Genomic DNA, 20,637 nt, shown 5'->3' with positions numbered 1-20,637 from the left:
ATCGGTGAGGTCATGACCGGCATCGTATGCCGGCCTTACCGGGGCGTGCCGGCGGAGCCCGTACCGTCACCGCTGTCCGCGGGGCCTGCGCCGGCCCGCGCGCCCGGTGCGGCCCGCCCGGCGCGGTGTGCGCGGCCAGCGGCCTCGGTGGCGGCGTCCATCCAGGAACGGGCCCGACCGGCGGTGCCGCCCACCCACTCGCCGACGTCGCTCGCGCCGTCGCCGAGCCGGCGCAGCAACCCGACCAGCGGGTCGGTGGAACGGCTGAACTCCTCCCGGTACGACGCGGCCGCCGCCTTGATCTCCTCGGAGACGCTTGTCGAGCTGTCGTCCTCGCGGCGGGGATAGTCCCCGGCCAGCACCTGCCCGTACGCCCCGGAGTCGATCCACTGGCGCAGCGACGCCGCCCGCGCCACCGGCACCGGGTGGGTGCTCCACGCGGTCATCCGGATCTTGTGCAGGCTGTCGCGCAGATCGCCGCCACCGGAGTACTCGGCGGCCTGCTCCAGGAAGGCGGTGGTGTCGACCTGGGACAGGTCACCGCCGCCGGCGAGCTTCATCAGCAGCCGCAGCGCGGCGGCCGGATCCTGCCCGGCGAGCAGGCCGGCCCGGTCGGCGGAGAGTTCCGCCTTGCGCCACCACTCCAGCATCGCCGCGATGATGGCGCGCAGCGCGATCGCGCCGACCGGCAACCAGCTCAGGTTGGCCGCCCACCGGGTGAGGATCATGAGCATGGTCTTGTAGACCGCGTGCCCGCTGCCCACGTGCCCCAACTCGTGGCCGAGCAGGCAGCGCAGCTCGCCCTCGTCGAGTTGCTGCACGCAGGCGGAGTTCAGAACGATGAACGGCCGTTCCAGCCCGACTGCCTCGGCCCCCAACCAGGGCGACTGGGTCACGTACAGCTCGGGCAGTTCGGCCACGTCGAGCGCCGCCGCGGCCTCGGTGTATCGCTGCCACACCGCCGGGTACTGCCGGTGGTCGACCCGGATGCCGGAGGCCAGCACGGACAGCCGGAACCCCCGCTCGTTCCACATCCCGAAGAACGCCCGCACCACGTCGTCGAAACCGCGCAGCTCGCGCAGCGCGACCAGGGCACCCCGGTCGGCCGGATGCTCCCAGGCCCGCGAGCTGATGCCGGTGAGGGTGATCCGACGCCGCGCTGGCGCGTCCGCTGCCGTCATGGTGGCTCCCCGTTCGCCGTAGCTCTCCGCATCGTGCCGCAGTCGGTGGCGCACGTCCATGCCCCGCTCAGCGAAGCCGCACGTAGTACCGGTCCGCGTCGTACGGCAGTGTCGGCGCGCCATCCACCAACAGGTCGGCGTGGGTCGCGGTCTCGTCGACGGCGAAGTGCGCCCGCTCCCCGTCATGCCAGCGGCGCAGCTCGGGCAGGATCTCCGGCCCGTCCCGGGCGACCGCGCGAGCCAGCCGCAGCGACGCGGGCGCGGTGACGAACACGGCCAGCGTCAGCTCCGGCCGGACGACCGCCCGGGCGGTGCTGACCCCCTCGACCACCAGCACCGGAGCCACCGGCACCGAGATCGGCCGGGCCAGAAAACACTGCCGGACCCAGCTGTACCGCCGGTAGGCGCCCGGCTCCCCGTCGCGCAGCGGGGCGAGCACCCCCTCGTCGAGCCGGGGCCAGAAGGTGACCTGGTCGTCCCACCCGTCGAGCAGGTCGTCGGTGTGCACCACCGGCGGTCGGCCGCCGAGCGGCCCCGCCAGGGCATCCGCGAGCTGCGCGGCGAACCGGCTCTTACCCGCGCCGCTCGGCCCGTCGACAGCGACCAGCCGGGTCCGCCCCAACCGCGCCGGGCCCGCGAGCACCCGACGAGCCAGTTCGGCGTACGCCTCGACAACCGCCACGGTCGGTCGGCCAGTTCCCGGGTTCAGCGCAGCCTCCCGTGGTGCATGACCGAAGTATGCCGCCACCGCTGGTGGGCAGGCTGATCGACTCGGGTTCATCGAAGTCGCGATATCCCTGTCAGCCCGTGTCGATCGTGCCGGTTGCGGGGTCGGCGTGGGCCACGTTGACACGTCCGGCTGACCGCCCCGGCCGGCCACCGTCACGTCCGGGGGAATTGGTGCGGCGACGGGTGACGGGCGGCCCGTTCGCCGCCCGGGGTGCCACCGAATCGGCATGATCGGGTGGTGCTCCGAGACGTGATGAGCCCCGGTATAGACGCCCTGCTCGAACAGGCCCGCGCCGGGCTGCACCGACTGACTCCGCAGCAGACCGTCGAGGCGGTCCGCGGCGGCGCGCTGCTGGTCGACACCCGTACCGAACCACAGCGCCGCGAACAGGGCGACCTGCCGGGCGCGGTCGTCATCGACCGGACCGTACTGGAGTGGCGCCTCGATCCAGCCAGCGCCTGGCGGATCCCGGAAGCCACCGGGTACGACCGGGAGATCATCCTGGTGTGCCGACAGGGTTACAGCTCCAGCCTTGCCGCCGCCAGCCTGCAGACCCTCGGGCTGCGCCGGGCCACCGACATGATCGGCGGCGTGGACGCCTGGCTCGCCGCCGGCCTGCCCACCACCGACCGTCCCGCCGACATCCGCCCCTGACTCCCCCGACCTTGCCCCCACCCCACCCCACCCACCCCAGCGATCATGGAGTTGTGCTGGGGACAAAAGGGCTGTTCGAGGCACAACGGGCACCACAGCTCCATGATCGACCGGGGTTGGCGGATTCACAGCGGGCGACGGTGGCGGGCTGGGCGGTGCAGCTAGTGCTGGGACGAGGTGGCGGTTGGTGGAGCGCCGGGTGGGATGAAGGGGAGGCCGGCGGGTGGGCCGGCTTCGATGAGACGCCAGAGGGCATCGGTGTCCAGGTGTTCCTCGACCAGGTCGCCGAGCAGGTCGAGCGAGCGCTCCCGGGCGGCGGCGAAGCTGGTGGCCGGGGCGACCCGGAACCCGCTGCGGCCGGCCAGGCGAGCCGCCTCGGTGAGGAACCACCGGCGGAACTCGTCGGACTCGAACGCCCCGTGCCAGTGCGTGCCGTGCACGACGCCGAGAACGGCGCCCTCTCCGACACCGTCGTCGCTGGTCAGCAGCGGGGTCAGGCCCGGGTCGGCCTGCGAGACGTACCCGTGGTGGATCTCGTAGCCCCGCACCGGGAGGCCACCGTGGCCGGTGCCCACCGACTGCCGGACGGTCTTGCGCGGGTCGAAGGTGATGTCGATGGGCAGCAGACCGAGACCCGGCACGCTGCCCTGCCGACTCTCCACCGGGTCGTGGATGGCGCGGCCGAGCATCTGGAAACCGCCGCAGAGGCCGAGCAGGGGCTTGCCGGCCGCCACATGGGTGGCCACCGCGTCGGCAAGACCGGTTTCGCGCAGCCACCCGAGGTCGGCGACGGTGGACTTGGAGCCGGGCAGGACGACCAGGTCGGCGGCGGCCAGTTCGGCCGGTTCGATGGTGAGGCGTACGCGGACGCCCGGTTCCGTGGCGAGCGCCTCCACGTCGGTGGCGTTGCTGATCCGGGGTAGGCGGACGACGGCCACGTCCAGCCATTCGCTCCCGTGCGGGGCGGCGGGCCGGCCGAGCACCCGGCCGTAGGCGAGTGAGTCCTCCGCGTCGAGCCACAGGTCCAGTGCCCAGGGCAGCACCCCGTACGTGGGGCGGCCGGTGACCTGACGCAGCATGTCCAGACCCGGCTGGAGCAGCCCGAGGTCACCCCGGAACTTGTTGATCACGAAGCCGGCGATCAGCGCCTGGTCGGCCGGGTCGAGCAGTGCCACGGTGCCGAACATCGAGGCGAAGACACCGCCCCGGTCGATGTCGCCGACGACGATGGTGGGCAGGTTGGCGTGCCGGGCCAGCCCCATGTTGACGTAGTCACCGGCCCGCAGGTTGATCTCCGCGGGGCTGCCGGCGCCCTCGCAGATCACCACGTCGTACGTCTCACGCAGCTCGGCCAGTGCGGTGTACGCGGTCTCGGCGAGCCGGGGGCGTAGCTGCCGGAAGGTGCCCGCGGTGATCGTGTCGACCGCCTCGCCCAGCAGCACCACCTGACTGGCCAGGTCGCTGCCCGGCTTGAGCAGCACCGGGTTGAACCGCAGGTCGGGTGCGAGCCCGCACGCCGCGGCCTGCATGGCCTGGGCGCGCCCGATCTCGCCGCCGCGCCCGTCCGGCCCGACGACCACCGCCGAATTGTTCGACATGTTCTGCGCCTTGTACGGCGCCACCTTCACGCCCTGCCGGTGCAGCCAACGACAGATGCCGGCGGTGAGCACGCTCTTGCCGGCATCGGACGTCGTGCCGGCCACCAGCAGCCCGCCGCTCACCGCCCACTCCCCCGTCGCACCCCGACGGCCCCGGCCACGCCAACCAGCCCACGCCCTCCGGCCGCCTCTACGGGCCCTCGCCGGCCCACCGCGCCGATCAGCGCACGCCTGCTCACCGCGCCAACCAGCCGGCCGAGCGTCACCGGGTACGCGGCGGCCAACCCGACGGCGGCCAGCCCCACCGCGCCGGAGATCCGGGCGGCCCGCTTCAGGTGCCGCGCCTCCGGGCGGGGACCGTCGCCGAGGAACGGCCGTACCTCGGAGCGCCCGAAGTAGACGTTTCGACCACCGAGGCGGACCCCGAGCGCACCGGCCATCGCCGCCTCGCACTGACCGGCGTTGGGGCTCGGGTGGTCGTTGCGGTCCCGCCGCCACACCTGCCAGGCGCGCTGCCGGTCCCCGTGCGCGACCGGCGCGACGGCGATGGTGAGCAGCCCGGTCAGCCGGGACGGCACGAGGTTGAGCGCGTCGTCCAGCCGAGCGGCCGGTGTGCCGAACCGCGCGTAGCGCGTCGACCGGTGCCCGACCATCGCATCGAGGGTGTTCGCCGCGCGGTAGCCCAGCAGCCCGGGCAGACCGGCGACCGCACCCCAGAGCAGCGGAGCGACCACCGCGTCGGAGGTGTTCTCCGCGACCGACTCGACGGTGGCGCGGGCCAACTCCGACTCGCCCAGCGTCGACGGGTCCCGCCCGCAGAGGTGACCGAGGCGTCGCCGGGCTGCGGGCAGGTCACCGTCACGCAGCGTACGACCCATCACGGTCGCCTCGTGCCGTAGCGTGCGGCCGCCCAACACTGTCCACGTGCCGGCCGCCACCAGCACCGCGCGGGTCACCGGCCGGTGCCGGGTGGCCGCCGCGGCGACCGCCCCGAGCAACACCGGCCCGCCGACGGCCAGCGCGGTGAATGCGGTACCCGCCGTTCGGTCCGGGCGGTAGAGGCGGCGCTCCAGCGCGCCCGCGGCCTGCCCGAAGCCGGCCACCGGATGCCACCGGCGGGGGTCGCCGAGCACCCTGTCCAGTGCGTACCCGGCCAGTAGCCCCACCGCGTTCGCCATCGGCGCTGTCCGTCGCACCCGCACCACCTCCGGCCGGCCAGCCTAGACGAGCACTCCGTGAACCAGCGCAGTCCACGGTCCCGCACCGGCAACGAGAACCCGTGGAGCGAACGGAGACCAACCCGCCAACGTCCCGTCACGCGGGGTGACGACGCTGGTCGCGCCGCCACCCCGCCCCCGTCGTGCCGCACCGCGCCGTGCCGGGTATGCCGTTTCTCGCCGCAGCACCCGCGACCGAGACGGCGCCCTGGCCAGCTCGACCGCCGCCCAACCCGCGACGGCCGAGCCGATCGGTCAGGCTGGCTGCGGGATCCGGCCCCGACCACGCCGCCCTCGACCGGGCTGCGCCGGCTCCGGCTGCCCCTCGTCGGGCACCGGCCCCAACTCGATGTCCAGGTCACCGTCGGCGTTGTCGTCGTCCGCCTCGGGCGGAGGGGCCAACTCGTCGTCGAGGTCCGGCGGAACGTCGGCCTGCCCGGCCTGCCCGGCGTTCGCGGGCGCTCCGCCGTCACCGAAGACCCCGCCACTCGGGGAGCTGTCGTCGCCCGCCGCGACGTGGCCGAACGGGCTGGTCCGCAGCTCCGCGTAGTCGGGCAGCTCGAAGTCGTCGTCCAGCGGACGGTCGTCGGGCAGCACGGGCGCCTGCCCGGCCGGCACCGGCTCGGTGGGCTCGCCGTGCACCCGGCTCTCGGCCTCCGCGTCCTCGACGGTGCTGGTCGCCATGCTCGGCCGGTTGCGCAGGAAGCGGGCGCGACCCCGGGACAGGTCGTGGCCGACGGCCACCGCCTCCAGCTCGTAGAGCGTGCGGTGGTTACCGCCGTCGTCGGTCCAGTCGCGGGTGTAGAGCCGCCCGCAGACCACCACCGGATCGCCGACCATGACGGAGGCCGCCACCCCCTCGGCGAGCTTGCGCCAGCAGTTGACGCGGACGCGGAGCGAATTGCCGTCGACCCAGCGGCCGCTGTCGCGATCGAGTCGGCGGGCGGTCGAGGCGACCTTGAAGTTGGCCACCAGGGTGTTGCTCTGGGTCGTACGCCGCCACTCGGGCGTAGTCAGCACATTGCCGACGATTGTCACGTAAGTGTCGAACATCGTCCCTCCAGGGGGATCGGGGCCTGCCAGCGCGAGTCGACTCGACACCGAGCATCGACACTGAGGACGCCCCTCGTAAGGCGCCCATCCCCGACCTGTGGATGACGAACCCACCTGTGGACAACGCCCTGATCACGCACCCATGTGGTACGCCCGACCCGCCCGACGCGCCGTCCACGGTTTCCCAGGCCACCCGAACTGGGTAAGGACTTGATCAACGCACCACCGACAGCTCCACGTCGACGAGAGGTCAGCGCCATGACGATCACCACCATCGACTCCGCGAACGCTTCCGAGGCGCAGCGATGAGCGCCGTGGCGAACCCGGCCACCGTGGCTGAGTGCCTGCGGGTGGGCGCCGGGTTCTCCCAGGGCGACCGCAACTGGATCGCCGAGCAGTTCGCCACCCTCGACGCCCGGCTCGCCAGCTTCCACGCTGACGCGACCGAGCTGGAGGTGTCGGTGAAGGACCGGGAGGCGCGTGGTCAGAAGGTCACCCTGGAGTGCTGGATCGCCGGCCGGCAGAAGATCGTCACCACCTCCGCAGAGGAGGACCTGCACGCCGCCCTCAACGACGTCCGTGACGACCTGCGCCGTCGGCTCAACGACGCCAAGACCCGCCAGGAGCCGCGGCACAACAAGCACCTGCGTGACCTCCCGCAGCCGCAGATGGAGGCCGACGAGTCGGAGAACCCGGCCCCCCGCGCCGACGCGGAAACGGCCTGACCCACGCCCCACCCCCGCGATCTTGCACTTTCGGCTCCGGATCAGCGGCTGTTGCCCCTTTTTGTCGGGACAGAAAGTGCAAGATCGCGGGGTGAGTGGGTCGAGCGGGGCGAGCGGGGCGAGCGGGACGCGCGGGCTACCGCTGGGTAGGTTGGCGGCGTAGCGTCGCGTTCGTGGAACCGGACGTGTTGGGGCCGCCGTACGAGCGGCAGACGATCGACCTGGGCACCGACGACGAAGGCCCCGTTGTCGCGACATTGGTCCGGCGGCGGGCCGAGCGCCCCACCGGACGGGCCGTGCTCTACGTGCACGGCTTCGTCGACTACTTCTTCCAGACGCACCTGGCCGACTTCTTCGCCGAGCGAGGTTGGGATTTCTACGCGCTCGACCTGCGCAAGTACGGCCGCAGTCTGCTCCCCGCCCAGACCCCCAACTTCTGCCGCGACATCAGCGACTACTTCCCCGAGCTGGACGCCGCCGCCGAGATCATCCGCTCCGACGACGGGCACGACACCCTGCTGGCGATGGGCCACTCCACCGGCGGCCTGATCATCTCGCTCTGGGCGGACGCCCGCCGCGACACCGGCACCATCGACGGCCTGGTGCTCAACAGCCCCTTCTTCGACCTGAACGCCCCCTGGGCGGTCCGTCGGCCCCTCGCGGCCGCCGCGTCCCGGCTGGGCCGCAGGGCGCCGCACCGCATCCTCCCGTTCGGGCTGGGCACGGTGTACGGCGAGAGCATCCACTCCGACCACCGCGGCGAGTGGACCTACGACCTGGCGTGGAAGCCGCTGGCCGGGTTCCCGGTCCGGGCCGGCTGGCTGAACGCGATCCGCACCGGGCAACGCCGGCTGCGCGCCGGGCTGGACATCCAGGTGCCGGTGCTGCTCGCCTGCTCGACCCGGTCCTTCCGGGGCACCAAGTGGCATGACAACGCGACCCTGGCCGACGCCGTACTGGACGTCGAGCACATGGTCCGCTACGCGCCGCGCCTCGGCCGCCACGTCACAGTGGCCCGCTTCGACGGCGGGCTGCACGACCTCACGCTCTCCGGCCCCGCCGTACGGAACAAGGTCTTCGACGAGGTCGGTCGCTGGGCCGAGGCGTTCCTCGCCGCCGGCCCCACCGCCCCGGCCGACGCCGCGCCGACCGACGCCGTACGGTCAGGCGCTTCCCCGGCCGACGCCGACACAGCGCCGGCCAACGCGCAGACGGCCGACGCGGCGGGTGCGGCGACGCTCGGCGGCTGACCAGGCCGGACGACGCGCGGTTCAGACGTCGCCGGGCGTAGCCGGGAGGACGGCACGGATCCGGTCGAAGGTCGCCACCGGGTGCGCACCGACACCGGGCAGGACCAGGCCCAGGCAGTACGGGGAGACCTCACCGGTGGGCTCTGCCTGAACGATGAAGACCGGCGCGCCGACGTACCCCTGCGGCAGCTCGGTGGTGATCAGCACGGCGTCCCCGTCGCGGACCACCCGCTCGATCGCGACCTCCAGCGGCCGCGACCCGTCCTCGCGTACCCCATGGGCCAGCACGAAGGCGGAACTGGCGTCGGCGCCGAGGCGGGCGACCACCTCGGGCCCGGCGGCGATCCCCGCCGGCACCGGCTGGACGCGCCACCGCCAGCCGCCGTCGCCGGCATACCGGTGCAGGCCAGCGGTCGGCAACACCGCGACCCCGTCGCCCGGGAAGCGGGCCCACCCGGGCACGATCTCGGCCTCGGCAATGACGGCCGGGGCCACCCCCGCCGGCTCGGTGACGCTCGCCCGCAGGCCCAATTCACCACCCGAACCGCCCACCAGGTCGGCCGCCGTCAGCAGCGACTCCCCCACCGGGTCGTCGCCGCCCTGGAAGAAGAACGCGGTACCGAAGTCGCCCGAGGACCGGTACGGCAGGATGGCGCGACCGACGACCTGGCACAGCTCGTAGGCGACGTCGCTCTCGGCGTCGGAATCCAGCAACACCAGCCAAAGGTACGGTCCACGGCCAGGCCGGTCCGCGGTAACCCGGATGCCTACTCCGAGGCGGACGTGAGACTCTGCTCGGCAACGTGGACGCGGGCACCCTTTTCGCCGTCGGGCAGTGGGACGGCGGTACCCTCTGGGCGCGACATCCACGCCACACGCGCCCGTAGCTCAGCGGATAGAGCAGGGGACTTCTAATCCCAAGGCCGCAGGTTCGAATCCTGCCGGGCGCGCCACCGCTGACTTGCGGCTTCCGCTCCACCGAGAAGCTCACCACGGCCAGGGTCGCGCCTGGAGAGTTGGTCATCCGGAAGCCGCAGGCACGGGACCACAATCGAGCGCTGCCGCCGAACCCGCCCATCCAGACGACCGAGACCTTTTCCCAGACGACAGACGGCCCCTGCCCTGACGGGAGGGACCGTATGGCGCTCGGCTTCACCTCGGGGGCAGGCCCGCACGGAGGGTGTGCTCAGCCCTGCTCGTGGCGCTCATTGCGCCGAAGGGCCTCTTCGAGTTGGTCCTCAAGAATGATGATCCGGCAGGCCGAGGCAATGTCTGTGCCCTGGTCGCACATCTCCCGAGCTCGCGCGGCAAGGCGCAACTGGTAGCGGGAGTAGCGGCGGTGCCCTCCGCTGGAGCGCTGCGGGTCGATCAGTTTCGCATCGCCGAGTCGGCGTAGAAAGTCCTGCGAGCAGCCGACGATCTCGGCGGCACGGCCCATCGTGTAGGCGGGGTAGTCCTCATCGTCGAGCATGTCATCGGGTTGAGCCATGGAACCTCCGTCACGAGGGCCCCGGTGCTCGGAAGCACCGGGGCCCAAGGGTTGTGGGTCAGGAACACCATCTACCGACAGAACGTCGGCTTGTCTTGTCCGCACCGGCCGTCAGGGACGGCTTCGGGTGCGAGGATCGCATAAGCGTGACCGGAGACCACCTCTCGTTCGAGGGAAACTGCGGTGTCCGCGCCCAGCCCACGAACGCGGCTGGCAGCGGGCGATCCAACGGTGTAATGCCCTCCCTTGCCTCTGGTTTCCTCTGCCGTACTCCGTGCTGTCCGTCGGTGTCCGAGCCCCACGCGACTTCATGGCCCCAACACGTACGACGAACTCTTCTCACCTCGGGTGAAGCCCTGAACAAGCGTTGGCCCCCACCCGCTGTCACACGCCTTCCTGCGTACTACCTGACTGCGGCAGATGTCTGCCGCCGAGCCGAGCAGGGCTTGCAAGATCCCCGGTCCGGCTCCTTCGCCCTCGTGCGGGGCGGCAACGTCAGCGTCTTTGTTGGCTCTGCTCTCGACCACAGGAACGTTAGTTGGCGACGATGCGAATGTCTAGCGCTTCGGACGTAGATTTTCTCCGAGGACGGAGATAGCCCCGCCGGCGCGCGGCTGTCTGCTGGCTCTCAGCACCAGCACTGCGCTGATAACGTCGGGCCGTGTCGATGTTCCGCACTCCTCAGGTGATCCTCTTCAGCGAGGACGTCCCGCGCGCCGCCGAGTTCTACGCCGGCCTCGGCTTCACCGAGACCTTCCGGGTGCCGGCCGAGGGCGAGCCGATCCACATCGATCTCGTGCTCGACGGCTACAAGATCGGCGTCGCCTCGGTGGCCTCCACCCGTGACGACCACGGGCTCGACCCCGTACCCCGGGGCCAGCGGGCCGCGGTGATCCTCTGGACCGACGACACCGCCGCCGCGTACGCCGAACTCACCGCGAACGGCGCCCCAGCACTTGCCGCACCGCACCGGTGGCTCGATCGCCTGCTGATCGCCTGGACGGCCGACCCGGACGGCAACCCGATCCAGATCGTCCAACAGCTCTAGAGCGTGGACCGGTGATGACCATGCCGCAGCGGGCACGCCCGGGAACAGCATCGACCGCGGCGCTATCTGTAAAGCGCCCCGCCGACTCCATCCGAGGCGGCGGGGCGCTTTAGCGCTTCTGGCAGCGGTTCCTTCGCGCATTCAGCGGGAGGTTACCGTGGTTAGTGGGCCTTCGCCCGTTCCTATAAACAGCTACTCTTCGTCAGCATGGGTCAATGAAGTAGACGGGGGCCCATGAGAAGTTAGGATTGCGACTGGAGGCGGGTGTCGAGTAGTGGTACAAACCCTGGGTAGCAGTCAAGAAACGTGCCCTCGTGCCGGTGGTCTGGGCGTTCTTCCAAGACCCGGCCCACGACCAGGGGATCTTTATCAGCTCGGAGCACTTGTCCTCGTATCGCATGTCCCCGTAGTAGTTTTGCGCACTGTAGGCACAGAAGTAGAGGTACCAACAGTCGGCCAGGGTGCCAATGGGCTGGTCGAGTTCGCGCGCGGCCTTTTCGCCCGGCAGAGCGAGGAGCAGAGCGCCTCCGCTCCCATACTCGATCCTGTTTGCCGCGACCTGCCTCCCTCCGGCCTTGGCCAGGTAGGCGTTCACACGCCCCTGGAGTTCCTCGGCCTCGTCCAGAGTGAGCCCGGCAGCCCGCGCCTCCGCGGTGAAGTTTCGGCTCGCGGCACCGGTTTTTCCGGCCGACGCGCCGGCCACTCCGGCTGGTGTCAGCAGGGCGGTGAATGCAAGCACGAGGGCTGCGGCGGCCGCCAATAACCTTTGATAGCGCATAGAGCGTTCCTGCTTTCGACAGCACGACGCCTCCCCGATGTGCGTCGTGTTCGAGTTCGATAATGACTTACAGCGAAAGCCCAGGCCTCCTACTGTCCAAGAATTTACAGCCTTTTATGCATTGTTGATCGAGCCAATGTTGCTTGCCGTCTACTTCCGTCCGAGTCGGGCCAGCCGCGAAGAACCGACCGGATGCCCTCACCAAAGAATTCCGGTTGTTCCTCCGCCTGGTCCTCGTGCGGCACAACCGAGAGGATGCCCGGCCTTAACCGGTCGTCGCTTACGCCGCAGGCCCGACGCCCCGGGGACACCGGTTGAGGCAGGCTTGACACCTCTACGGCAGGTTTGGTTCGGCAGAAAGTGCCCGGCAGGTGTCTACGGGCTGGCCGGCCTACGGCGTTAATAGGGCGTGACGTTCGAGGAGTACGCGTTCGCTCGCACCTCAGCGCTGGTGCGGCTCGCCCGGCTGCTGACCGGTGACGAGCACCGAGCCGAGGATCTGGTTCAGGATGTCCTCGCGCGGGCGTACGCCCGGTGGGGTCGCATCTCGCGGACGGACCGTCCCGATGCCTACGTCCGGCGCATGCTCGTCAACACCCACAACTCGTGGTGGCGTCGGCTCAGCAGCCGGGAGGTCTCGGTTGCCGCGGTCCTCGATCGGCCGGGCGACGTGGACGAGGCCGCCGGGGTCGCCGAGCGCGACGCACTGTGGCGGTTGGTCGGTGATCTGCCGGCGCGTCAGCGCACCGTGATCGTCCTGCGCTACTACGAGGATCTGGACGACACGTCGATCGCCGAGATCCTGGCCTGTTCGACCGGGACGGTACGCACACACGCGAGGCGCGCCCTGGCGACGTTGCGTCAGCGTCAGGTTGCCGCAACGCACGCATGGGCAGGAGAGCTCTGATGTTCAGTGACCTCGATGAGCAGCTTGCCACCACGCTCAAGCATCGGGCGGGCGGCGACATCGATCCGACGCCGATCGTGCAACAGGCCCGGCATCGCGGCCGACGGTTGCGGCTGCGGCGACGGGGGCTGATCGCCGGCGGCGTGGCAGCGGCGTGTGTCGCCCTCACCTCTGTGGTGCTGGCGATCCCGGGCGTTCGGAGCACCGATGACCCGATCATGCCGGCCGCGACGCTGATGCTGCCGGAGGCACAGAGTGATGGGACCGTACGCCCCGAGGAGGTCGGTGCCGATCCCGCGACGGTGCACTTCTCGACCGACACGCTGGTGAGCGATGCCGATTTCGCGTCGTGGCGCACCGGGCGGGGCATCGAGAGCGTCGAGTTCCGGGGCCCGAGCGGTCAGGCTCGTTTCGTGTTGGCGCGCACCGAAGGGTTGCTGGACGGGCTCCAGCAGACGTTGTCCTCGCAGGGGCGACCGCAGGGACGGGCCGAGGTCCGCGTCGGCGACCGCTCGGGGGTCGCCTGGTTCGACCCGTCCGGTGACCGGAAGCTGTGGTTCGTCCGCTGGCAACCCGCCGACGGACTCTGGGCCCAGTTGGACATCTACGCGACCACCCGGGACGAGGCGGCAGGTACGGCGAGCCGGGTCCGGTTCGACGGTGCCCACCGCTGCGTCGTGCCGTTCCGCCTGGAGTCGCTGCCGCCCGACGGACGGCTGCTGGAGTGCTCGGTCACGCTCGGCCGGTCGGCGCGGGACGCCTTCGTCGAGGGCTCGCTGGTGGTCGGTGACGCATCCGGCCGTTGGCTGACCGTTCGGGCGCAACTCGCCCCGGCCGGCGACGACGTCCGGCGCGGGGATCTTGTCGCCGGCCCCTACCGGGCCCGCCGGCAGGGCAGGGACGTGCTGGAGATGGTGGTCAAGCCCTGCCATGTCGAGGCGTTCCGCAAGGGTCGGGGGAACGGCTACACCGAGGCAGAGGGCTTGGCGATCCTCGGCGGGTACCAGCCGGCCCGCGATCTCGATCGCCCGGACACCTGGTGACGGGACCGGGTGGCGCCAGTGTGTGGTTCATGAGCCGCGGGTCAGCCAAGACGTGCGGCTGGGCCGGTGTCTTGTTCGGGGCCCAGGAGCAGGCGCTCCACCCCGGTGACCCGCAACACACGCTGCGTGATCCCCCCGGCGCCTCGGATCGAAAAACGGGAGCCGACCCGCTCGGCCCGGTTCCGCGCCAGCAGGAGTACGCGCACACCCGCGGCGCTGAAGAAGCCGACGCCGGTCAGGTCGCAACAGACTTCGGGATGGCTGTCGATCGCGTTCATCAGGGCCGTGGCCAGACGTGGGGCGGTGTCCATGTCGACGTATCCCACCGGGGCGACGACCATCCGGTCGGCCGAGATGGTCGCGGAGAGGTTCGTGGGCTCGGTGTAGCGGGTCACCCGGAACGACGGCCCGGAGGAGTCGACGTCGAAACGCCCATCCCGTCGGCTGCCGGCGAGCGTCGCGGGCGTGACCTGCCCGAGGCTGACTGCCGTCGGGAGTCGATCGAAGTGGCTCTGGAAGAACCAGGAACGCTCGGTCATAGGAGCACACGCCTCCTGTGGAGATCCGTAACAGGATTGGCGCATGGCTTGACCATCCTCGACGATAATGGCCTGCGCAGTCAGCCGCCAGTCGGCGCGTCCGCTCGTGGCCGACCTCAGCCGACGCTGCGCTGACGGGCCGCCATCTTCCGGGGCACAGCAGCCCGCTGCCGAACGCCTACGGCAGGTTGCCCAACCCACCGCGATCACGCTTGAGACTCGGCGGTTGGGTGGCCCGTTCCACCAGTGCGGCAGCGACCTCCCGCAGTTTGCGGTTGGAGTCCTGGGAAACCTTCGCGAGGACGGCGAACGCCTCGTCGGGGGTGCATCGGCGTTCGCCCATGATGATGCCCTTGGCCTGCTCGATGACGGCCCGGCTCTGCATGGCCAACTGCATCTGTGCGGCCAGGGTGGCGGTGGCGTCGTAGAGGTGGGCGTTGGCGAGGGCGACGGCGGCGTACCCCGCGAACGTCTGTGCGAGGGTGACCGCGTCGTCGTCGAAGGCACCCACCTTGGCCCCGTAGATGTTCAGCGCACCGAGCACGGACTCCTGGATCGGAAACCCGATCGACAGTGAACTCTGAGCTCCGCCCTGCACGGCTTCGGCCGCCCACTGTGGCCAGCGGGCCTCTTCGGACATGTCGGGGACGGACACGACAGCGGCGGCTCTGGCCGCCTCCAGACACGGACCCTCGCCCTGCTCGTACTGCAGTTCGTCGAGTCGCAGTGCCATCTCCCCGCTGAACGCGGCGGTGTGCGCACCCTCCTGCTTGATCAACGTCACCGACACCTCCTCCGCACCGGGGATCGTGCGTCGTGCCAACTCGGAGACCTGGGTCAACACTCCGGACAGATCGGTCTCGCCGAGCTTGATCTGGCCGAGTTCGGAGATCGCCACATTGGGATCAATGGGCTGCTGTGCCATGACTTCAAGGTCCTCGTGCCCGGGGCGCGTACCGGTTGCAGGAAGGCGACGGCAGCGCGCGTGGTGATGGCGCTCCGCGAGCACGGGGCGCCGCACGGACTCGCCAACGGAGCCCGGGCGCCCGCTGCTGGACGCTGACTGACCGACGCCCAGGCGTCGGCTGCGGCGACAACTATACGACGCCGAGTCGAGCGTCCCCGAAGGCGCAGCCGGATCAGCTCGGGTGCACTCGTTTGACGCCCCGGACGGCGGGGCATCGTGCTCAGACAGCGTGAACATCATGCCCCGGCTCGGAATGTGCCGATGTCAGACAGAAGCGCGCGAGCCGGGCCTCGACCGCACCGACAGCGGAGGTGGGAGGCACCGATGCCAGCAGGATCGAGCCCGAAGAGAGAACGACAGTACGAGCACATCAAGGAGAGCGCGCAGCAGCGGGGCGCCTCCTCCGGGCGGGCCAAGGAGATCGCGGCCCGCACTGTCAACAAGGAACGGGCCCGCTCGGGTGAGTCCCGAACGGCGAGCCGGTCCTCCCGGAACGACGTGTCGTCCGGGCACCGTGGTGGTAAGCGCTCCCACAGCGGCGCCCAGGGTCGCACCAAGGAGCAGCTGTACAACGAGGCGAAGCAACGCGGCATCAAGGGCCGCTCGTCGATGTCGAAGAGCGAGCTCGAGCGGGCCCTGTCGAAGTAGCGACCGGTCGGGCGGTGGATCCGCCGAGCCGGCTCAGACGGGCCCCAGCAGGGCGACCAGCGTGTCGTCACCCTGGCCGAGCCGCGCACCGCCCGTCGCTGGCGCGATCAGGAACCGGCGGCAGCCGTCGAGTTCCACGTACCGGTCGGGGCCTGCGCCTTCAAGCGGGCGTAGCACCGCGAAGCGGGTCGCCGGGGTGGCACAGTCGAGCACTGCCCGGCGGTTGGACAGCGCCCGGAACACGCCCGCCTGGCGCTCGGTTGGCAGCGGCCCGCCGTACACGAAGTCGCCCGCGGGTTTCTCGCCTTCCTGAAGCGACGCGGGCACCTGGTAGACGCAGAGGCGCAGCGGCCCGGCGGCCGGCGGTAGCCCGGGCCCGGCCGGCCCGGGGCTACCGTTCCGGGTTTCCACCCACACCATGTCCGTCCACTGCTGCGCGCAACCGGCGGCCTCGGCCGCCGCAGATTCGATCTGCCGGATGGTACGGGTGTCCACCGTGGTCCACTGCGGCCCGGCCAACGCGGCGATCACCTCGGCGCGAGGCTTGCCGCAGGAGTCCGTCGGGATGTGGGGCCGCAGCCAGCGCCCCCTGTCGTCCACCAGGGCCAACCACGGCGGGACGACCATCTCGAGGGTGCAGGCGACCTCCCCGCCGGTCTGCTCACTGGGCAGGCGCAGCGCGGTGACCAGCGGGCCAATCTGCTCGGCGCGTCGCTCGATGGCGACCTGCTCCTGACCACCGTTGGGCCCCGGCCGAATCTCGCGCCCGCAGATCACGGCCGCGACCGGGGCGAACGCCGGGTCGATGCGACCGATCGTCGGCTCCTTCACGGCCGGTGGCGACGTCCCCGTGTTCGGCACCGTGATCATCTCGCCGGCCCGGGGGGCCGCCTTGGCACAGGAGGTCCACCCGTCGACGATCTGAGCCGGAGCGGGCTCGTCGGCTCCGCCCGGCCCGATGTCCGTGCCACCGCAGCCACCCAGCGCCATGCCGAGCAGTGCCACCGCCAGTACCGTCCGGGACGAGCGCATCCGGCTCACCACCCTTCCACCCGGGGATGAGACGGACGACAGACGCGTCCGGTTCCGGCCGGCCGGGCCGCGGCGTGACGCGGGCGACCGGTGGGGACGTCGCCGGACGGGCCGGGGGCATCCGCCGGCAGAATGACCGAATGGCACATCTGGGACTTGTCGCGCTACTGGTCAGGGAGTACGACGAGGCGATCGACTTCTACGTCGGCGACCTCGGTTTCGAGCTGGTGGAGGACACCGCCCGACCGGACGGTTCACGCTGGGTGGTGGTCCGCCCGGCGGGCGCCCGCGAGACTGCCCTGCTGCTGGCCCGGCCGAGCAGCACCGAGCAACAGGCTCGGGTCGGCGACCAGACCGGCGGCCGGGTCGGGCTGTTCCTCTACACGGAGGATTTCGCCCGCGACCATGCCCGGATGGTGGCGGCCGGGGTGCGTTTTCTGGAGGAACCGCGGCACGAGGCGTACGGTTCGGTAGCGGTGTTCGTCGATATCTACGGCAACCGCTGGGACCTTCTCCAACCCCGCAGCACAGAGTGACACATTAGCGACACTCCGCACGCAAAGGATCACTCGGTCACAGTCCCCATGCTATTGTCCGATGTCGATCTACGCCGCGTGGACCCGGACCGGGTCGTTGTCGGAAGGACACTTCCCGATGCCGGCCGTTGCCACCCCCACCGTGCCGCCGCCCACGCTGGACAATCCGGCCGGCGGGGCCCTGGGCCTCATCTTCACCACATTGCCGGCGCTGCTGCGGTTGAGCTGCGGGCTGTTCGGCGCGGCGGTGGCCGTGTCGGTGCAGACCCCGCCGGTGCAGCAGACGGTGTTGCTGCCTGCTGTGGCAGTGCTGACCGGGTGGTCTCTCTGGTACGCGCACCGCGCGTTGCGCCACGGCATCGGCCCCGGCCTCGTGGCCGGTGACGTGGCGTTCACCGCGCTGACCTGCCTGCTCATCCCGGTGTTGGTGGCGCCCGAGGTGCTGCCCGGCGAGGGCAGTTGGATCGCCGTGCTGGCCAGCACCACGGTGATCAACACACAGGCCACGACCTCGGCACGCTGGTCGATCCCGGCCGGGCTACTCGTGACGGCCACCTACGTGACCGGGGCGCAGGCCGCCGGCAACCCCACCGAGGCTAGGGCGCACGCGGCCACGCTACTGGTGCAGACCGCCTGCACGGCGATGATGGCGGCGGTCATGCGCCGACGCATCGGCCGGGCGGACCGCGCCTTCGTCGAACACCAGCGGATGACCCGGGAGGCGTTGGTCGCGCGCGCCGCCCGCGAGGCCGAACGTCAGCAGAACCGCGACCTGCACGACACAGTGCTCGGGACGCTGACCATGGTGGGGCTGGGCGCGGTGGCGGGACCCTCGGTCGCCTTCCGGGACCGGTGCGCGGCCGACCTGCGTACCCTCGTCTCCCTCACCGACGTCGGCCCGGTGGCCGGCGACGGCCCGGTGCCGCTCGACGGGCGGTTGCGGTTGGTGGCCGACCGGCTGCCCGAGCTGGCGGTACGGCTGGACCTGGCGTCCTGCACGGTCCCGGTCGGGGTGGCCGACGCGATCAGCGAGAGCGCCTACGCGGCGCTGTCCAACGTGGTCCGCCACGCGCCGGGCGCCGGGGCCACGCTGCGGCTGAGCCGCGACGCGATCGGCGTCGTGGTCGAGGTCGCCGACGACGGCCCCGGCTTCGACCTGGCCACCGTCCCACCACACCGCTACGGGTTGCGCGAGTCGATCCGCGGCCGGATGGCGACGGTCGGTGGGCGGGCCGTCGTGCACTCGGCCGTCGGCGCGGGCACCCGGATTCGACTGGAGTGGCCCGGTGTCGGCTGACCTGAACGCCCCGGCGCACCCCACCGACGCGCCGGAGGCACCGAACCGCACCAGCGTCCCGACCCCCCGCGAGCCGGACTCCCCCGGGACGCTCGCCGCGCCGGCCGCCGTGGCGCACGCGTCCGACCGGGGCGCCCGGATCGCCGCCGTCGCCATCGCGTTGGCCTGGCACGTCGCGATCGCGTTACCGGCGGTGCTGTCCGCCCGCGCGGAGTTCGCCGCGCCAGTGGTGGTGCTCGGCACCTGGATCCTGGTCGCGGTGACCGGCGCGGTGGCCGGGGTACGGCTGCTGCAAGGCTCGCCGCTGCCGCCGTGGCCGCTGGCCGGGCTGCTGCTGGTCGTCGACGCGGCCGTCTTCGCCGCGGCCGGTGAGCGGCAGTTGTTCACCGCCGCCAACTGGGTGTGGGGCACGCTCGGCTGGTTCTTCGTGCTGGCGGTGTGGGGTCGGCGCGTCGTGGGGCTGATCGCGCTCCTCAGCACGCACGCGTTGATCGCCCTGGTCGCCGTGCTCGTGCACGGCCCCGATCCGGCCGACGTGGCCCGCTACGTGATGTACGTCTACGGCACGTTCTCCCTGCCGGTGGCGGTCTTCGTGGGCAGCACTGTCATCGTCGGCCTGGCTCGGGAACGGGCCGCCGTCTCGGCCGCCGGTCACGCGATGGCCGCGGAGCGGGATGCCGCCGAGCGGGGCCTTCGGGAACGCCGGGACCGGCTCGCTCTGGTCAGCTCGGCGGCCGGGCGGGTCCTCGGGGACCTGGCCGGCGGCCAGGCCGACCCGGACGACCCGGAGGTGCAGCGCCGGTGCATGCTGGCCGCCGCCCGGCTGCGCCGGCTGATCGCCGAGTCCGACGACGTGCCCGACCCGCTGTTGCACGAGTTGCGCGCCGCCGCCGACCTGGCGGAACGCAACGGCCTACCGATCGACCTGGTCACCATCGGCACCCCGCCGCCGCTGCCGGTGGAGGTCCGCCGCCGGCTGGCCGACCCGCTCACCGGCACCCTCGCCGACGCCCGGGGATGGGCGCGTCTGACAGTGGTCTCCGGCTCGGACGACGTGGTGGTCAGCCTGGTCACGCCGGACCGGGAGGGACCGGAGTCGACCGGCCCGCCCCCCGGGGAGCACGACGACGGGCCGGTGCAGTACCTCTACGAACGGGACGGGAACATCAGATGGGCGCAGACCCGGTGGCGGCGGTGACCGGCGATCGGCCGGTCGGGGTGGCGATCGTCGATGACCATCCGGTGGTGGTCGAGGGGGTCCGCGCCTGGCTCGCCACCGAGCCTCGTCTGACGGTGCTCGCCACCGGCGACGACCCGGACGCGGTGTTGCGGGCGGCGCCGCACGCCGATGTGATCCTGCTCGACCTGCGGCTGCACGGGCGGATGGCGTTGGACAAGTTGGCCGAGCTGAGCGCCGCCGGTCGGCGGGTGGTGGTCTATTCGGAGCACACCGACCCGCAGACGATGCTCGCCGCGCTGGACGCCGGGGCGGTGGCGTTCCTGGCCAAGCACGAGGGCCGGGAACACTGCGTGGAGACGGTGTTGGCCGCCGCGAGCGACCGCCCGTACGTGCCGCCGGCGCTGGCCGGTGCGATGGTCGGGGACCCGCGGCCGGACCGGCCGATGTTGTCCGACAAGGAGCGTGAGGCGCTGCTGCTCTGGTTCCAGTCGATGTCCAAGGCGTCGGTGGCTCGGCGGATGCAGATCAGCGAGCACACCGTGAAGCAGTACGTCGACCGGGCGCGGATCAAGTACACCCGGGCGGGGCGACCAGCCGCCACAAAGGCGGCACTGCTCGCCCGTGCGATCGAGGACGGTCTCGTCCGCCCGGAGGAGATCGGCATCTACCGGTCACAGGCGACACACGACCGGCCGACCCCCTAACAGGCGTCATGACAGGGGCGCTGCGGTCCGGAAGGCTTCAGTACACAGCCAGCTGACCGGA

General features: G+C 71.4%; 22 protein-coding genes and 1 tRNA gene. 12 read left to right on the top strand and 11 right to left on the bottom strand.

Features of this window, described 5'->3' with window-relative positions:
• Nucleotides 1-35: 35 nt before the first annotated feature.
• Complete coding sequence (locus tag ABTW72_RS14875) at nt 36-1,181, bottom strand: M48 family metallopeptidase (RefSeq protein WP_502892202.1); 1,146 nt, start codon at nt 1,179-1,181, stop codon at nt 36-38.
• 67 nt (nt 1,182-1,248) lie between these two features.
• On the bottom strand, nt 1,249-1,863 hold the full coding sequence (locus ABTW72_RS14870; protein WP_350858760.1) for a uridine kinase family protein: 615 nt from the start codon (nt 1,861-1,863) through the stop codon (nt 1,249-1,251).
• A gap of 300 nt (nt 1,864-2,163) precedes the next feature.
• On the opposite strand from ABTW72_RS14870, the gene ABTW72_RS14865 reads away from it, so the two are divergent.
• A complete protein-coding gene (locus ABTW72_RS14865) occupies nt 2,164-2,565 on the top strand; it encodes a rhodanese-like domain-containing protein (protein WP_350858951.1) in 402 nt (133 codons plus the stop codon).
• A 161-nt stretch (nt 2,566-2,726) separates the two neighbouring features.
• Here ABTW72_RS14865 and ABTW72_RS14860 read toward each other — a convergent pair whose 3' ends face one another.
• The 3 genes from ABTW72_RS14860 to ABTW72_RS14850 form a co-directional block, all read right to left on the bottom strand.
• A complete protein-coding gene (locus ABTW72_RS14860) occupies nt 2,727-4,286 on the bottom strand; it encodes a cobyric acid synthase (protein ID WP_350858757.1) in 1,560 nt (519 codons plus the stop codon).
• A complete protein-coding gene (locus ABTW72_RS14855) occupies nt 4,283-5,341 on the bottom strand; it encodes a cobalamin biosynthesis protein (RefSeq protein WP_350858949.1) in 1,059 nt (352 codons plus the stop codon). The genes ABTW72_RS14860 and ABTW72_RS14855 overlap by 4 nt, the downstream gene beginning before the upstream one ends.
• A gap of 294 nt (nt 5,342-5,635) precedes the next feature.
• Nucleotides 5,636-6,433 carry a single-stranded DNA-binding protein gene (locus ABTW72_RS14850; RefSeq protein WP_350858755.1) on the bottom strand — a complete coding sequence of 266 codons (798 nt, stop codon included), beginning with the start codon at nt 6,431-6,433 and terminating at the stop codon, nt 5,636-5,638.
• 305 nt (nt 6,434-6,738) lie between these two features.
• Here ABTW72_RS14850 and ABTW72_RS14845 point away from each other — a divergent pair, with 305 nt between their 5' ends.
• Together ABTW72_RS14845 and ABTW72_RS14840 are read left to right on the top strand one after the other, a co-directional pair.
• Nucleotides 6,739-7,158 carry an HPF/RaiA family ribosome-associated protein gene (locus ABTW72_RS14845; RefSeq protein WP_091405546.1) on the top strand — a complete coding sequence of 140 codons (420 nt, stop codon included), beginning with the start codon at nt 6,739-6,741 and terminating at the stop codon, nt 7,156-7,158.
• Nucleotides 7,159-7,331: 173 nt separating this feature from the next.
• Entirely contained in the window at nt 7,332-8,408 is a 1,077-nt protein-coding gene (locus tag ABTW72_RS14840; RefSeq protein ID WP_350858752.1) for an alpha/beta hydrolase, read from the top strand.
• 21 nt (nt 8,409-8,429) lie between these two features.
• Here the strand turns inward: ABTW72_RS14840 and ABTW72_RS14835 are convergent, their stop codons facing one another.
• Nucleotides 8,430-9,125, bottom strand: coding sequence for a hypothetical protein (locus tag ABTW72_RS14835; RefSeq protein WP_350858749.1), 696 nt, complete (start codon nt 9,123-9,125; stop codon nt 8,430-8,432).
• A gap of 160 nt (nt 9,126-9,285) precedes the next feature.
• Between ABTW72_RS14835 and ABTW72_RS14830 the strand changes: the two genes are divergently transcribed.
• Nucleotides 9,286-9,361 (top strand) — tRNA-Arg (locus ABTW72_RS14830).
• 233 nt (nt 9,362-9,594) lie between these two features.
• Here ABTW72_RS14830 and ABTW72_RS14825 read toward each other — a convergent pair.
• Nucleotides 9,595-9,897 (bottom strand): helix-turn-helix domain-containing protein, encoded by a 303-nt coding sequence (locus ABTW72_RS14825; protein ID WP_350858746.1) that lies wholly within the window; start codon nt 9,895-9,897, stop codon nt 9,595-9,597.
• Between the two features lie 667 nt (nt 9,898-10,564).
• Here ABTW72_RS14825 and ABTW72_RS14820 point away from each other — a divergent pair.
• Nucleotides 10,565-10,945, top strand: a complete 381-nt coding sequence (locus ABTW72_RS14820; RefSeq protein WP_350858946.1) for a VOC family protein — start codon at nt 10,565-10,567, stop codon at nt 10,943-10,945.
• Between the two features lie 202 nt (nt 10,946-11,147).
• On the opposite strand, the gene ABTW72_RS14815 is transcribed toward ABTW72_RS14820, so the two are convergent.
• Nucleotides 11,148-11,723 (bottom strand): hypothetical protein, encoded by a 576-nt coding sequence (locus tag ABTW72_RS14815; protein WP_350858743.1) that lies wholly within the window; start codon nt 11,721-11,723, stop codon nt 11,148-11,150.
• Between the two features lie 409 nt (nt 11,724-12,132).
• Here ABTW72_RS14815 and ABTW72_RS14810 point away from each other — a divergent pair, with 409 nt between their 5' ends.
• Nucleotides 12,133-12,630, top strand: a complete 498-nt coding sequence (locus ABTW72_RS14810) for a SigE family RNA polymerase sigma factor (RefSeq protein WP_350858740.1) — start codon at nt 12,133-12,135, stop codon at nt 12,628-12,630.
• Nucleotides 12,630-13,673 (top strand): hypothetical protein, encoded by a 1,044-nt coding sequence (locus tag ABTW72_RS14805; protein ID WP_350858737.1) that lies wholly within the window; start codon nt 12,630-12,632, stop codon nt 13,671-13,673. Before ABTW72_RS14810 ends, ABTW72_RS14805 begins: the two co-directional genes overlap by 1 nt.
• Before the next feature lie 41 nt (nt 13,674-13,714).
• On the opposite strand, the gene ABTW72_RS14800 is transcribed toward ABTW72_RS14805, so the two are convergent.
• Nucleotides 13,715-14,212: an STAS domain-containing protein gene (locus tag ABTW72_RS14800; RefSeq protein WP_350858734.1), complete on the bottom strand. Its 498-nt coding sequence runs from the start codon at nt 14,210-14,212 to the stop codon at nt 13,715-13,717.
• 178 nt (nt 14,213-14,390) lie between these two features.
• Complete coding sequence (locus ABTW72_RS14795; RefSeq protein WP_350858731.1) at nt 14,391-15,137, bottom strand: GAF and ANTAR domain-containing protein; 747 nt, start codon at nt 15,135-15,137, stop codon at nt 14,391-14,393.
• A gap of 366 nt (nt 15,138-15,503) precedes the next feature.
• On the opposite strand from ABTW72_RS14795, the gene ABTW72_RS14790 reads away from it, so the two are divergent.
• Nucleotides 15,504-15,827: a plasmid stabilization protein gene (locus ABTW72_RS14790; RefSeq protein WP_091405580.1), complete on the top strand. Its 324-nt coding sequence runs from the start codon at nt 15,504-15,506 to the stop codon at nt 15,825-15,827.
• 33 nt (nt 15,828-15,860) lie between these two features.
• On the opposite strand, the gene ABTW72_RS14785 is transcribed toward ABTW72_RS14790, so the two are convergent.
• Nucleotides 15,861-16,859: a hypothetical protein gene (locus tag ABTW72_RS14785; protein ID WP_350858728.1), complete on the bottom strand. Its 999-nt coding sequence runs from the start codon at nt 16,857-16,859 to the stop codon at nt 15,861-15,863.
• Between the two features lie 140 nt (nt 16,860-16,999).
• Between ABTW72_RS14785 and ABTW72_RS14780 the strand changes: the two genes are divergently transcribed.
• From ABTW72_RS14780 to ABTW72_RS14765, 4 genes are all read left to right on the top strand, one after another.
• The gene (locus ABTW72_RS14780) at nt 17,000-17,395 is read left to right on the top strand and encodes a VOC family protein (RefSeq protein ID WP_350858725.1); all 396 of its coding nucleotides are present in this window, start codon (nt 17,000-17,002) and stop codon (nt 17,393-17,395) included.
• Between the two features lie 118 nt (nt 17,396-17,513).
• Nucleotides 17,514-18,692: a sensor histidine kinase gene (locus tag ABTW72_RS14775; RefSeq protein ID WP_350858943.1), complete on the top strand. Its 1,179-nt coding sequence runs from the start codon at nt 17,514-17,516 to the stop codon at nt 18,690-18,692.
• A complete protein-coding gene (locus ABTW72_RS14770) occupies nt 18,682-19,890 on the top strand; it encodes a hypothetical protein (protein ID WP_350858722.1) in 1,209 nt (402 codons plus the stop codon). The genes ABTW72_RS14775 and ABTW72_RS14770 overlap by 11 nt, the downstream gene beginning before the upstream one ends.
• Nucleotides 19,863-20,576 carry a response regulator gene (locus ABTW72_RS14765; RefSeq protein WP_091405585.1) on the top strand — a complete coding sequence of 238 codons (714 nt, stop codon included), beginning with the start codon at nt 19,863-19,865 and terminating at the stop codon, nt 20,574-20,576. Before ABTW72_RS14770 ends, ABTW72_RS14765 begins: the two co-directional genes overlap by 28 nt.
• Nucleotides 20,577-20,637: the final 61 nt, after the last annotated feature.

Source organism: Micromonospora sp. NPDC127501 (assembly GCF_040302185.1).
Lineage (GTDB): Bacteria > Actinomycetota > Actinomycetes > Mycobacteriales > Micromonosporaceae > Micromonospora.
Note: the sequence above shows the minus strand (reverse complement) of the source record. Positions and strands in the feature narration are given on the sequence as shown.